10 protein-coding genes are annotated in these 14,158 nt (G+C 61.9%); 8 read left to right on the top strand and 2 right to left on the bottom strand.

What is annotated here, in order from left to right; genetic code table 11:
* Window positions 1-55: 55 nt before the first annotated feature.
* A complete protein-coding gene (gene hemQ, locus LKX83_RS16220) occupies window positions 56-799 on the bottom strand; it encodes a hydrogen peroxide-dependent heme synthase (RefSeq protein WP_227883332.1) in 744 nt (247 codons plus the stop codon).
* 156 nt (window positions 800-955) lie between these two features.
* Here hemQ and LKX83_RS16215 point away from each other — a divergent pair, with 156 nt between their 5' ends.
* The 5 genes from LKX83_RS16215 (at window position 956) to LKX83_RS16195 (ending at window position 4,799) form a co-directional block, all read left to right on the top strand.
* The gene (locus tag LKX83_RS16215) at window positions 956-1,240 is read left to right on the top strand and encodes a YuiB family protein (RefSeq protein WP_227883331.1); all 285 of its coding nucleotides are present in this window, start codon (window positions 956-958) and stop codon (window positions 1,238-1,240) included.
* Window positions 1,241-1,274: 34 nt separating this feature from the next.
* Window positions 1,275-1,679: a GtrA family protein gene (locus LKX83_RS16210; RefSeq protein ID WP_227883330.1), complete on the top strand. Its 405-nt coding sequence runs from the start codon at window positions 1,275-1,277 to the stop codon at window positions 1,677-1,679.
* A gap of 231 nt (window positions 1,680-1,910) precedes the next feature.
* On the top strand, window positions 1,911-2,465 hold the full coding sequence (locus LKX83_RS16205) for a type IV pilus modification PilV family protein (RefSeq protein WP_227883329.1): 555 nt from the start codon (window positions 1,911-1,913) through the stop codon (window positions 2,463-2,465).
* On the top strand, window positions 2,449-2,952 hold the full coding sequence (locus LKX83_RS16200; RefSeq protein WP_227883328.1) for a PulJ/GspJ family protein: 504 nt from the start codon (window positions 2,449-2,451) through the stop codon (window positions 2,950-2,952). The genes LKX83_RS16205 and LKX83_RS16200 overlap by 17 nt, the downstream gene beginning before the upstream one ends.
* 11 nt (window positions 2,953-2,963) lie before the next feature.
* Window positions 2,964-4,799, top strand: coding sequence for a hypothetical protein (locus tag LKX83_RS16195; RefSeq protein WP_227883327.1), 1,836 nt, complete (start codon window positions 2,964-2,966; stop codon window positions 4,797-4,799).
* Window positions 4,800-4,871: 72 nt separating this feature from the next.
* On the opposite strand, the gene LKX83_RS16190 is transcribed toward LKX83_RS16195, so the two are convergent.
* Complete coding sequence (locus tag LKX83_RS16190) at window positions 4,872-9,851, bottom strand: DUF5057 domain-containing protein (RefSeq protein WP_227883326.1); 4,980 nt, start codon at window positions 9,849-9,851, stop codon at window positions 4,872-4,874.
* Between the two features lie 313 nt (window positions 9,852-10,164).
* Between LKX83_RS16190 and LKX83_RS16185 the strand changes: the two genes are divergently transcribed.
* The 3 genes from LKX83_RS16185 to LKX83_RS16175 are packed head-to-tail and all read left to right on the top strand — an operon-like array spanning window position 10,165 to window position 14,102.
* On the top strand, window positions 10,165-11,829 hold the full coding sequence (locus LKX83_RS16185) for a GspE/PulE family protein (RefSeq protein WP_227883325.1): 1,665 nt from the start codon (window positions 10,165-10,167) through the stop codon (window positions 11,827-11,829).
* 15 nt (window positions 11,830-11,844) lie between these two features.
* Window positions 11,845-12,894, top strand: coding sequence for a type IV pilus twitching motility protein PilT (locus LKX83_RS16180; protein WP_227883324.1), 1,050 nt, complete (start codon window positions 11,845-11,847; stop codon window positions 12,892-12,894).
* Window positions 12,894-14,102, top strand: a complete 1,209-nt coding sequence (locus tag LKX83_RS16175) for a type II secretion system F family protein (protein WP_227883323.1) — start codon at window positions 12,894-12,896, stop codon at window positions 14,100-14,102. Before LKX83_RS16180 ends, LKX83_RS16175 begins: the two co-directional genes overlap by 1 nt.
* The last annotated feature ends 56 nt before the right edge of the window (window positions 14,103-14,158 follow it).

Here is a 14,158-nt window from a genome sequence, read left to right as displayed (position 1 = left end):
CCCCCGCAGCGCGTATCGCTGTCGGGGGCGGCTTTTTGGCGAACGGAGAAGGCGGTTACTTCAGCAGCGCGCCCAACGCGTCGTTCGTCAGGCGGTTGCCGACGTAGAACGGGCCGAACTCGCCATAGCGCGCGCTCACTTCGTCAAAGCGCATCTCGTAGACGAGCTTCTTGAACTGCAGGGAATCGTCCGCGAACAGCGTGACGCCCCACTCCCAGTCGTCGAAGCCGACGGAGCCGGTAATAATCTGCTTGACCTTGCCCGCGTAGCTGCGGCCGATCATACCGTGGCTGCGCATCATCGCTTTGCGGTCTTCCATCGGGAGCATGTACCAGTTGTCCCCAAGCAGGCGCCGCTTGTTCATCGGATAGAAGCAGATATGGTTCGACTTCGGCAGCGTCGGCTTGAGCCTCGCCACGATTTCCGGCACCTGCATCGGATCGACGCCCGGCGCCGCCATATAGTTGCTGAGCTCGACTACGCTCACATAGGAATAGGCGGGCTTTGCAAACCGGGCGAATGCCGAGCGGTTAAACGCGTTCTCGACGGCGTTCAGCTCTTCCAGCGTTTCGCGAAGGTGCATGAAGACCAGATCGGCCTTCTGCCCGACGATGCTGTAGAGGGCCAGGCTGCCTTCCTTGCGGGCCTCGACCGCTTCCCAGTCGGCGACGAGAGCCAGCAGCTCCCGGCGGGCCGCCTCGCGCTCCGCCTCGGTCGCTTCTTTCCAGGCGGTCCAATCGATCGTACGAAAATCGTGCAGGGCATACCAGCCATCCAGCGTTTGTGCGGCTTCGCTCATGAAAGCATCATCTCTCCTTTAGAACAGTCAACAGGGCTTTTCTCATTTTAGCCTAATTGCGAACCCCGGGCAAACCGCCGCTTCGCGCGTTGACTCGCGGGAAAGCGATCTTGTAAACTAAGGATGGAAATCAAGTTGGGAGGAATCCAATTAGTCATGCGCGAGTTGGTGCAAGAGATCGTGGGGACGCTGCTCGTCTTCGTATTGTTTTTCGGAATCGGCTTCATCTTGAATATGTTAATTAAAACGACGTGGTTGCCGACGTGGCTATATGTTCTGATCGTCCTGCCGCTGAGCGTGTGGTATTTCTGGGATCCGGAGCTCAGCGTATTGGCGTTTTTCGGCGTCTTCACGCTTCCGCTGCTTGCGGGCATCGGCGGCGCCTTGGTGAGCGGGTGGGCGATCCGCGCGCTGCGCCGGGGCGGATACCGAATGTTCTGACGCGGCTTCGGCCGACGTGGAGAGGAGCAAGACCATGCTGCAGGAATGGAGAAGATTGTTCAAGTTCGCGCTCGTCGGCGGCATGAACACGGGCATCGACGTGGCGCTGTTCGCCGCTCTCGTGTACGGGCTCGGGCTGTCGTCGACGCCTTCGCAGTTCATTTCGTATTTCGTGGCGTTTCTCAACAGCTACTGGTGGAACAAGCGCTGGACGTTCCAGACCGGGGGCAAGCGCGACGCGCGGGAGCTGATCCGGTTCGGCATCGTGAATTTGCTGTCGTTTCTGTTCGCGACGGGCGTCCTGCTCGCCTTCGAGCGAGGGATCGGGTTCTCGCCGATCATAGCGAAGCTGTTGTCGGTGTTCGCATCGCTCGCCGTCAACTATACCGGGAGCAAGCTGTGGGTTTTCCGCAAAGAGTCCGTCCGCCAACAATCCTAGTACGCGCGTTTCTCGCCAAGAGCCGATAGACTGCCGTAAGGCAGCGCTATCGGCTTTTTTTCGCTTTCCGGACGATGGACTCTCTTCGCGCTGACCGTCCGTCCTCTCGTTGCTCCAACCCGCAAATCTCTCACGCTCCGAATCTCGTGTCCACCGAAGGAGGAATATGGTAAGATGAGAGAGAATGTAGGACTTAAGTACTTGATTGAAATAGGAAGAAGGTAACAGATGATGAAGGCGTGGCGAAAGCAAGAAACCGGTTTTACGCTGCTCGAGGTTTTGGCGGCCGTGACCATTCTGTCGGTGGTGTCCTTGTCGCTGACGGCTTTTTTCGTCCATGCCATGTCCTACGCCAAAGGCAACCAGAACAAGACCGTTGCCGTCCATCTGGCGCGTAACGCGCTGTTTTTTCTGGAAAAGACGAGCTTCGACGCCTTCAACGGCTATCTTGGTCAACATAGGATCTTGTCGACGGAGGGGTGCCAAGCGATTGAAGCCCCGGACGGGCCGAGCCAAGTGGTGTGCGCAGACGATGCGGAACGCACGGAGCTTTTCAAAGCCACGCCCTATCTATGGGAGGCGCTGCGTCCGGTCGTAAACGGGCGATCATACGCGGCCGAGGTGACCCGCCTGCCGCCGGCCGGCGGCGACGCCGACGCCGACAAAGAGAAGCTCGAAAAGTTTCTGATCCCGATCCGGATCCGGATCGAAAGCGAAGGAGCCGCGGGCGGCAAGCGAAATTCGGCCGAAGTGGAGGGGTATCTCACCAATGAGCGCATTCGTTAAGCGCCTCCGGCGGGAAGAGGGCGGCTATACGTTGATCGAGCTGATCGCGGCGCTGTCGCTGCTCTCGATCGTTTCCCTGACGATTTATGCGGTTCTTCACTTCGGCATGGCCGCCTATCACAAAATTACGATCGAAAATTCGCTGCGCGACGAAGGCGATCTGCTCATGTCGACCGTCATGCAGGAGCTGTACGACTACGGGCCGAAATCCGTCGCGCAGACGGCGAACGGCATCCGGCTGATCGGAGACGCGGGCAATCCCGCGATCCGGATCGAAGGCGGGGCGCTGCATATCGACAAGACCGGGTCGAACGACGCTGTGGTAGAAACGAAGTCGACGCTGACGGATACGTCCCGCATCCGGGTGAGCTGCCGCGGTATGGCGAGCGAATGCGCGAGCGGCCTCATCGAGGTGTCGCTGACGCTGTCGCAATCGTACGGCGGGCGGGAGCAGCGGCTGACGCTGGACAGCCGATTCGGATTTTAGGGGGCACAGCCATGGAAGCTAGCGGTACGCAAGGGCAGCGCGGCTCGGCGCTGCTGCTCGTCGTGTTCATGATCCTTCTGTTCACGATGCTCGGCATCGCGATCATCGGGGCGACGGTCGGCGGCGCGCAGCGGTCGGCGACGCGGGAGAAGGACGTGCAGAGCCTGCATTTGGCCGAGATGGCGCTGAACGAAGCGGCGGCGCGGGTGGCCGCCTACTTCGAGGGGCGGGAGGACATCGATCTGGACACGCTGCCGGACGACCTCGCGGCGATCAAGGCGCAGATCAACGCCGGCAAGGAACGAAGCAGCGATCTGGGCCGGGAAGCGTGGGGCCGGATCGAGTCGTTCGAGCCGGACGGAGGCGAAGACGGACAGCCGATCGGCGGCGTCAAAACCAAGGATTTTACGATCAAAGTGACGGCCAAAGCGAACGTGGACGGCGTCGTACGGACGCTGGCGCAGGATATCGTCGTCAACACATACCCCGAGTTTTTGAAGTATGCGTTCGGTTCGGAAGAGGAGGTGTACCTGAATGGAGCGCCTTACTTTCTGGGGAACGTCTATGCGGGCGGCAAGCTGTGGATTCAAAACCACGCGGAATACGTCTATCGTTCGAATGCGGGAAGAGAAGCAACCGCCTTTCCGACGGTGGCCGCCGACAGCTACCTCTATTTGCAGGATGAAAACAGCGTGCGCGTGTGCAAGGATGCGGCGCGCTGCAACAGCGCGGCCGGCGACTACGAGACGGTCCCGGTGAAGCAGACGAATGTCGACGCGCTTCAAACGATCATCGGATTGCCGCTCGACCGCTTCCAATTCCGTTCGCGCAAAAAGTTCGTCTCGATGAACGTCGCCGAGTCCTTCAAGGACAAGTTGGCGGAAGCGATCGGCGCGCCGAAGCCGACGTCCGGCGACAGCATCGGCGGCCTTCTCGGGCAGTTCCCGACATCCCGGATCATGCCGACGACCAAACCCGTCCTGAGCGAAGATCCGAACAAAGATCCGACCGACGAGCAGATCGCCGCGTTCGAGGAGGAGATGCGGCGATACAGCCTGTTGAACGGAGAAGCGTTGACGGAGTCGGTGCTGTTCCCGGGAAATCTTCTAATCGACGGAGGCGAGTTCCAGAAGATTTTGTATTCGGAATCGGCCAAGGCCTCTCGCCCGCAGAACGGCAACTTTTACAAAAGCAACTGGCTCGTCGTCGGCGGCGACCTGACGATCGACAATTCGTACGCGGGGTCCGATCATCCGATGGAGATCCGGGGGAATATGCTGGTGACCGGAAACGTTTGGATCAAGGGCGAGGTCAAGATGGATGCGACGATCATCGCGCTTGGCGGCGCGACGATCGAGGACGCAACGATCTATCCGCTCGATGGCCGGGAGCTGCTGCTGATTTCCAAAGGCAAGGTGCTCATTAACCGCGTCGACGCGTTTAATCCGATCGGCGCGCCCTTCGGTCAGGACGCCGCTCCGGCCGCCGCTCCGGCGATCCTGAACGCGTTCTTCTATACGGACGACGAGGCGGAGCTGTACGGCGTGGGCTCGGCGTTCTGGATCAAAGGCGGCTTCTTCGCCAAAAAATCGATTCGGGTGAACGCGGTGCTAGGCAACACGGCCGAAGGCGCGGAAGATTTGATCTTCGACGTGAAAAATGACTTCCCGCTGGACCGCGGGTTTGAAACATCCGAACCGACGCGGCTCCAATCCCGGTTCATCGTCGCCTACAACGACAAGATCTATCAAGATCAATACGTCGGCCTGCCGCGCGTCGACCAGATCAACATCACGGTCGGCAAAAAGCGTTTCGCCGACGCGCTTTCAGAAGGAACGAGTCCCTGAACTTTGACGATCGACACGAAACCCCCGTCCGCATGCGGACGGGGGCTTGTCGTGTTCTTAGGCTCGGCCGACTCAATACCGGTCTCCGGACGCGGAGGGAGGCGTGCTGTCTTTGACTTTGACGACGGTGGTGAACTGATCGGCTTGCCCGTCGGAGTAGACCAAACGCATCGTTATATGTTCCTGGCCGGCCTTCGTCCCCGCGGTGACGACGCCGCGCGCGTCGACGGAAGCGATCGATTGGCCGGGCTCGTCCGACCACCGGATCATGTCCAGCACCTCCTGCCGCACTTCGGCCGGCAGCGAAGCGGGCTGCAGGGAGAGCTTTCCTTTGTCCTTGGTTCCGTTCACCAGGTCGTACGATTCGCCGAACGACAGGTCGAGGCCGGTCGGCGGCCGTTCCAGGTAGACGATCCGGACGGTGAACGTCCGGGAGGCCAGCTCCGGTCCGGCAGGCGACTGCTTGAAGGCGACCTTGACCTTGGCAATGCCCAGGGCGGAGGCTTTCAGACGGCCGGCGCTCGAGATTTCCGACGCGTTGCCAGCGATGGACCAGACAAGCCCTTGCTTGACATATGCGGGCTGCTTGGCAAGCAGGTCGTCATACAGATCGTAGACGGATTGCAGCTTCAGCGTCAACGTCTGGTCGGGACCCAGATTCAGCTCCGTGACGGTGACGGCCACCGTCTTGCGGATCGCTTCGCCGTCCGCCGGCCAATAGGTGACGGTAACCTGCTCGGTTCCCGGCTTCAGACCGTTCAGGATGCCGCACTCCTCCGACCCGGGGGATTTGCAGGCGTCGGGGTTCGCGACGGCGACGAAGTCTTTGCCGGCTTCGTCCGACAGCGTGACCCGGCTCAAGATGTCCTGGCGGCGCTCCGCCGGCTCGATCTTCAAATCGCCGATCAGGTCGTAAGTCTGCCCCTGACCGATGGTCAGCTCGGCCGGCAGCGACAGCTTCACGACGCGGAGCGCCGTTTCGGCTTCCGCATCCGTCGTCCGGGTCAACGGATTCGTATAAAGCGCTTTGACATAGCCGGTGCCGGGCGCAAGTCCGTTCGCCGTGCCGGCGGCTTCGACTTTGGCTTTCGATCCGTCGGCCGACCAGCTCACCTGGCGTCCGATGGCGTCCTTCCAGTCGCCAGGCGCAATGCCGAGCTTCTCGAGGAGCTTCGCCTGCTTGCCGACCTCTACGGTGACGGAAGGCGGCAACGTGAGGCTAACCTTCGACACCTTGACGATCAGGCTGCCCTCGATGGCCGGGCTGCCGTCTGCGGGACGGTAGACGGCGACGATCCTCTCCTCGCCGGGCCGCACGCCGAAGGCGGTGCCGTCGGCCGCGAGCGAGACCGCGTCGTTGCCGGGTTCGTCGCGCCACGTCAAGTTCGTCTTCACTTCCTGGGCCAGCCAGCCCGGCGCGACGTTCAGCAGCGCCGGCAGCGGGAGGCTCAGCCCGGCCGGGATTTCCTTTGTCTCGGGCAGACCCAGGTCGACGACGTTGACGCGGATGTCTTTGGAGAGAATGACCGGACCGACATCCTGTTCCCGGTACGTCACGGAGATCGTCTCGGTGCCTGGCGTCAGCCCCGTCACGACGCCTGTCGCGTCCACCGAGACGAAAGTCTTGTCCGGCTCGCCGCTCCACGTCAACCGGTCCAGGATGCCGGCGCCCAGGTCGGCCGGCAGCGGAGCGATGCGCTCTTTCAAGTTGTATGTTTGGCCGCGCGTGATCGTGATCGAGGTTGGCACGTCGAGATCGACGACGACGAGCCGGGTCGAGGCAGCGACCGGGTCGGTGCGCGCGTTTTTCCGGTAGCTGGCCGCGATCGTGGCCGTTCCGGCCGCGACGCCGAATGCGACGCCATTGCGCTCGCCGATCTGGGCGACGCCGGCATCGCTCGTCGTCCAGCTTGTGAAGCTCTGGATGCCGTCTCGCGCGCTTTCGGGCGTCACGCCGAGCGTCGCGGCCCACAGGTCGCGCTTCCAGGCTTCCCCTTTGCCGATCCGGATCTCCGGCGGCAGCGTCAGGCGGATCGGCTGGCGGATGGCCACGCGGTACGTCTTGGCGTACACGTTCGGCTTGGTCGTGCGGACGGTAACCGTGACGTCGGCGTAGCCTTCGTTTACGCCCGTCAGCGTCGCGTGGAAGCTGCCGGGAGCGGCGTTTAGATCCGCGTTGCGTTCCTGTCCGAGGCCGAGCGACCAGGATACCGAAGCGACCTGCTCGTTGGCCGTGACCAGCACGGCGTTCAGATCGATCGTGTCGTCCACGTTCACCGTCGAAGGACCGACGATGTTGAGGCCCGGGATAACGACCGTCACGTTCGCGACCGCCGTCAATCCGCTGCCGTCCGTCGCGGAGGCGGTAATTTGGGCGTGGCCTTCGGCGATGCCCTTGATGACGCCCGAAGCGTCGACGGTCACGATGTCCGGCCGGTTCGAAACCCAGGTCAAATTTTTGTTGGTCGCGTCGGCCGGGGCGATCGTCGGAATCAGCTTGGACGATTCGTCCTTGGCGATGACCATGTCGGTCAGGCCGAGGCTTGTCATCCGGGTGACGCCTTCGATCGCGAGCGACGGGAATTGGAGCGTCCTTGCGATATCCTTGGTCACCGTTGCTCCTTCGACGTAGAAGTCGGTAAAGCTCAGGCTGGCGTCGTTCAGCAAGTAGTTGCCGTTCGCCTTGGGCGTCGTCTTCACCGTAAAGCTGACCGGATCGGCGACGAAGAAAGCACCTTCGCGGCGATACGGAATGTCGGCAAGCTTGCCCTGGAGGCGGTAGCCGTCGGCGAGCGTGCCCGTGATCGCGGCGTCCTGGAGGATCGGCGAAACGTCGGCGCGGACGAGCTCCAGATTCGAAGGGAGCTTCTCGTTCAGCCGGAAGCTGCGGATGACCAGGTCCTTGACGTCGATGCCGTCCCGGTAAGGGATCGCTTTCGGCGTCACCGTGTAGGTCATCGCGAACGGCGTGTTTTTCTCGATCTTGCCGTCCTTGACCGGCTCGCCCGCCGTCCGGGACAGGTCGACATTGGCCGTCACCTTGACGACCTTGGTCTGCACGCTCTTGATCGCCGAGGCGCCGCTCTTGTCCGTCGCCTTGACTTCGACGATCAGGTCGCCCCCGTCGGGCAGCGGATTCTCGTACGTCTCGTTGCGGATTTCGCCCGCGAGCGTCTCGGTCGGAGCTTTGACCTGCTTGGTCTGCCAAACCGAGGCGCCCGTCGCTTTGGATTTGAAGGTGACCTCGGTCTTGAGCTTCAGGTCGATCAGATCGTAGTCGTCGGCGATGTAGCTGACCAGCACGTCGTTGTAGGACGGGATGATCTTGTTCGTCGTCGCCGTATCCGTCGGCGCGGAGAGCGTCAGGATCGGTGCATGGTTCGAGCCGATGAACGCCCGGTACATCGTGTTGACGAACAGCTTTTGCTCCCAATCGGGGAAGTTGGTGTTCGTATGCCCGGTCCCCGAGTAGGTCACGTTGCCGTAGGAGTAAGTATAGTAATGGTTCCAGCTGTCGTCGGAGTCCCGCGTTCCGCCGGTGATGTTGTACCAGGGAATGAGGTTCTCGTCCTCCAGCTTCAAGCCGAAATATTGATCGTGCGTCGTGTTGACCTTGGTCGTCAGCTTGCTGATGTCGAAGGGGAAGCGGGTGAGCAAGCCTTCGTTCACCTTTTTGGTCGTCGTCGAAGGCTCTTTGGCGTTCAGTCCCATGTTGGTCTTGGGGTCCACCTGGCCGGTGGCCTGCTGGAAATAGCCGATCCAGTTGGAGTCGCCCTGATAGACGGTGTCGTGGGTGAACATGACGCTCTGCCCGGTTTTGATGAAGGCGTTGACGGCGGCCGCCGCGGTCGCGTTGATCGGCGCCAGTCTGTTGTATTCGTCGACGAAGCCGAAGATCAGCATGTCGTATTTGCCGTTCAGCTCGCGATAGCCCGTGCTGTTGAACGCGTCGATCCCCATCGTCGTAATGGAAATCTGGTAGTCGGCGCTGGACAGATAGCTCTGGTTCATGTTGCCCGACTTTTTCAAGCTGCTGGCGTCGCCGTTGTTCGGCAGCACCTGCAGGACGCTGATCTTCGTCACCTGGTCGCGGAAGAGAAGCACCCCGGTATCGATATCGCGCAGCGTGCTGTTTTGGTCGACCAGCTCCAACTTCCAGTAGTGGACGCCCGAGTACCCTTTTGGCAGGCGGAAGGTGAGCGTGTTGCCGGTCGGGGAGGCGACGGGCTGCGTTACGACGAGCTGGTCCGCGCCGAACTTCAGCACCGCGTCGATGCCCATATACAGATTGGCAACCAGCCGGCGTTGGCTCCAATCGGCTACGTTGGCCACGTCGAACCGGTAAGTCAGCGTATCCCCGGCGACAAACCATTTGCCGGGATCGTTCGTATAGTCGGTCGGTTCGGAGGTGACGACGAGACGCGGCCGCTGGGTCGCGCGCGCCTGGAGTTTGGTCTTGTCGAGGAACTTCTGGGCGGTGGTCAATTCGTCATCCCCGACGAAAATAACGTTCTCCTTGTTCGACGTAGGCACGTTGCCGCTAGACGAGGCCACGTACGGCGAGAAGAAGGATTGCAAGATGCCGGCCTTCGTCTGGGAGAGCGGGCCGGCCGCTCCTTTTTGCGCGTACGCGATGACCGGCAGGCCGCGATCGATGTAGCCTTCCTTGATCTGCTTCGCCTTGAGCGCGGTGATGTCGTTCATCAGGTCGGTCGTATTGTGGTTCTGGTTCGTGCCGACAAGCGTCGCGTTGTATTTCCCTTTGCCGATGTAAATCGCGTCGTACTTGCCGTCCAGCTCGTCCCGCAAGGCGACGAATTGCTTCATCCGGACCGTGTCGACGCGGATGGCGGGGCTGCCGTATCCCGCCAGCTTGCCCAGATCCGAGGCTCCGCTGTCCGTCACCTCCAGCAGCCGAATCTCCGGCGCGTTCGCCGTCGCAGCCGCGGCAAGTTCGTTCGCATGCGCCGGTCCGGGCTGCGCGATTACCGCCGACAGCGCCAGCACGATGGCCATCGCCAGGCCGACGATTTTTTTACCCATTCCGATCATTCCGCTTCCTCCCTCGTCAATGACGCCGTGAATCTATCGAAAGGTTTGTGTGGGATAAAAGACCTATAAATCCTCGCCCCTATTCTATCACATTTTGATTCGCGTGCATGGAAAATTTACCGATCCGAAAGGACTATGAATCTCGTGAAATTCGGTTGTTGTCATCCTGATAGGCGAAAGTATATAATCACTTTGAGTTAAATCATGGTACAAACGGCTCATGACCAAGGTCTTAATGAGCGGATGACCCTCGTGACAGGCCGGCGTTGTTGAATGGGTACATAGAACTACTTGCTGGAATTGGCGGTGCGCGATGGCGATCGTAAAAAAGAGACTCGGAGATTTGCTCGTCGAGAGCGGCCTCATCTCGGAGGAACAGCTGCAAGAGGCGCTCCAGGAGCAGCGGAAGACAAAGCAAAAGCTGGGCGATCTGCTCATCACCCACGGCTATATCAACGAGCAGCAGCTGATCGAGGTGCTGGAGTTTCAGCTCGGCATCCCGCACGTCAGCCTGTTCAAGTATCAGATCGATCCTTCGATCATCCAGATCATCCCGGAGAATTTAGCGAGACGCTACCAAGCGATCCCGATTCAAAAGGACGGCGGCAAGCTGCTCGTCGCGATGGCCGATCCGCTCGACTACTTCGCGATCGAGGAGCTGCGGATGAGCACCGGCTTTCGCATCGAGCCGGCGATCACGAGCCGCGACGAGCTGATGCGGGCGATCGCGCGCCATTACGGGCTTCAGGACTCGATGAGCCAGCTGATGGTCGAGCTGCCGACGCAGGAAGAGATCCGGGAGACCGAGATTACGAACGAAGACTCGCCCATCGTGCGGCTGGTGAACCAGATGATCCAGCAGGCGATGCAGCTCAAAGTATCCGACATTCACGTCGATCCCGGCGAGCATCACGTCTCGATCCGCTACCGCCTGGACGGCGTGCTGCGTACGGAGCGGACGATCCCCAAGCAGATGCAAGGCTTCATTACCGCCCGGCTCAAGATCATGGCCCGGCTCAACATCGCCGAACGGCGGCTGCCGCAGGACGGGCGCATGAAGATGCAGTTCGACATGCGGACGATCGACATCCGCGTCTCGTCGCTGCCGACGATCCACGGGGAGAAGATCGTGCTCCGGCTGCTCGATCTGAGCACGGGCGTCAAATCGCTCGACCTGCTCGGCTTTCATCCCCATAACTACAAGCTGTTCCGTGAGATGATCGAGCGTCCCTACGGCATTCTTCTCATCACGGGTCCGACCGGCAGCGGCAAGACGACCTCGCTGTATTCGGCGCTGAACCACCTGAATCAGGAGCATACGAACATCATCACCGTCGAAGATCCGGTGGAGTACCAACTCGAGGGGATCAACCAGGTGCACGTCAACCCCTCGATCGGCCTGACCTTCGCGGCCGGGCTGCGCTCGATCCTCCGCCAGGATCCGAACATCGTCATGGTCGGCGAGATCCGGGACGCGGAGACGGCGGAGATCGCCATTCGCGCCTCGCTCACCGGCCACCTCGTGCTCTCCACGCTGCATACGAACGACGCGATCAGCACCGTGACCCGGCTGCGGGACATGGGCATCGAGCCGTATCTCGTCGCCTCCTCCCTGATCGGCGTGGTGGCGCAGCGTCTCGTCCGGCGGATCTGCCCGGAGTGCAAGACGGCGTACGAGCCTTCGCAGCAGGAAGTTCATCTGCTCGAAGGCAGGGGTCTCCGCGTCCGGCATCTCTACCGGGGCGCGGGCTGCGGCAACTGCAACAAAACCGGCTACCGCGGACGCGTCGCGATTCATGAGGCGCTCTCCCTGAACGACCGGCTGCGCAAGCTGATCTCGGAGGGCGTGACGGTGGAAGAGATGCGGGGGGCCGCTGTGGAGCAGGGGATGATCGGACTGCTGGACGACGGGCTGAACAAGGTCGTCGACGGAACCACGACGCTCCAGGAGGTCATCCGCGAGACGGTCGCGTATTAGCGAGGAGGCGAGAGGATGGATACACCGCATAGCCGCATGCTGTCGCTGCTGCGCGAAGCGCACGAACGCGGGGCGTCCGACCTGCATCTGTCGGCCGCCGCCCCGCCGATGCTCCGCGTGAACGGCGTCCTCGAGCCGGCCGCCGCCGAGCCGATCGCTGCCGCCGACGTCTACGCGATGGCGCTGTCGCTGATCGGCGAGGCGCAGGCGGAGCGCTTCGAGCGGGCGGGAGAGCTGGACTTTTCCTACGAGCTGGACGGCGTCTCGCGGTTCCGGATCAACGCCTACCGGCAGCGCGGCAAGGCGAGCGTCGCGATCCGCGCGATCCCGGCGGCGGTCCCGACGCTCGAGCAGCTGCGGTTGCCGCCGGTGCTCGGGACGTTTGCCGCCAAGCCGCAGGGGCTCGTGCTCGTGACAGGCCCGACCGGCAGCGGCAAGTCGTCGACGCTTGCCGCAATGATTCATCGGATCAACACGACGGAGTGCAAGCACATCGTGACGCTCGAAGACCCGATCGAATACGTGCACGGACACGGCACGTGCATCATCGACCAGCGCGAGGTCGGCAGCGATACGCAGAGCTTCGCGAGCGGGCTGCGCGCCGCGCTGCGGCAGGATCCCGACGTCATCCTGGTCGGCGAGATGCGCGACCCGGAGACGATCTCCGCCGCGGTCACCGCCGCGGAGACCGGGCATCTGGTGTTCGCGACGCTGCATACGACGGACGCCCCGCAGACGATCGATCGGATCATCGACGCGTATCCGGGCCATCAGCAAGGGCAGATCCGCGCGCAGCTCGCCGCGGTGCTCGTCGCCGTCGTTTCGCAGCGGCTGCTGCCGGGTCCGCAGGGACGCGGCCGGGCGTGCGCCACCGAGATTCTCGTCCATACGCCGGCGGTCGCCAACCTGATCCGCACGGAAAAGACGTACCAGATCAAGAGCCTCATGCAGACCGGCCGCCAATTCGGGATGCACACGCTCGAGACGTCGATCAAGGAGTTGCTCGTCGCCGGCCTCGTCGATGCCGGATCCGCGCGCGCGTATTTGGCGGAAGGAGGCGTCTGATGGCCGACTTCATCTACCAGGTCAAAAGCCCGTCCGGCCGTCAGATCCGCGGCAAGCTCTCCGCGTCCAACAAGTCGGCGGCGATGGAGGAGCTGCGCAAGCGCAACCTCGTCGTGCTGTCGCTGAACGAGCAGCGCAGCTCGATCCTGTCGACCGAAATTTACATCGGCCATCCGGTCAAGCACGAGCACTTCATTATGTACTGCCGCCAGTTCGCGACGCTCATGCGCGCCGGGGTGACGATCGTCGACGCGACGTCGATCCTGGCCGAGCAGACGGAGAGCAAGGCGCTGAAAAAAGCGCTGATCGACGTCCATTCGAGCCTGCTGCGGGGCATTCCGTTCTCGCGGGCGGCGGCGGATTTCAAGCGGATCTTCCCCGCTATCTTCGTGAACATGGTGCACGCCGGGGAGGAAACGGGCGATATCGAAGGCACGCTGGAAAGGCTGGCGAGATATTTCGAGAAGCAGCATGTCACGCGCGAGAAGATCAAGTCCGCGATGACGTATCCGCTCGCCGTCGGGATCCTTGCCATTCTGGCGGTCGTCTACCTGCTGAAGTCGGTTGTGCCGCAGTTCGTCTCGATGTTCGCCTCCATGAACGCGGAGCTGCCGCTCATCACCCGCGTCGTCATGTCGCTCAGCGAGAGCATCCAGCACGAGTGGTACGTCTGGCTGCTTGCCATTGTGGCGGCGGTTGCGGCTTACCAGATCGCCAAGCGGACCGACAAGGGCGCTTACTACATCGACTACGCCAAGCTGAAGATCCCGATCTTCGGCAAGCTCCGGCAAAAAGGCGCCATCGCCCAGATTACGCGGACGCTCTCCTCGCTATATGCGAGCGCGGTGCCGGTGCTCCAGTCGCTCGGCATCGTCGAGGAGCTGGTCGGCAACAAAATTTTCGCCGCCTGCCTGCGGAGCTCGGCCGACTCGCTTCGGCAGGGCAACCCGCTTTCCGAGCCGCTGAAGCGGGCATGGGTTTTCCCGCCGATGGTCACGCAGATGATCGCGATCGGGGAGGAGACGGGGGCGCTGGACCAGATGCTGGAGAAGATCGCCGACTTTTACGAGATGGATGTCGAGAACACCGTCGACCGCCTCAAGTCGCTGCTGGAGCCGCTCCTCATCGTGTTCCTGGCGGCGCTCGTCGGGACGATCGTCGCGGCGATCATGCTGCCGATGTTCTCGCTGTACGGGCAAATGGAGTAGCGGGGGCGGCGCTCGTGCGGTTTTGGGGGGGCTGTAACGAAAGTTTCTTTCGTTGC

The organism is Cohnella baijiui, assembly GCF_020731285.1.
Taxonomy (GTDB): Bacteria; Bacillota; Bacilli; order Paenibacillales; family Paenibacillaceae; genus Cohnella.
This window is presented reverse-complemented; position numbering and strand designations above follow the sequence as displayed.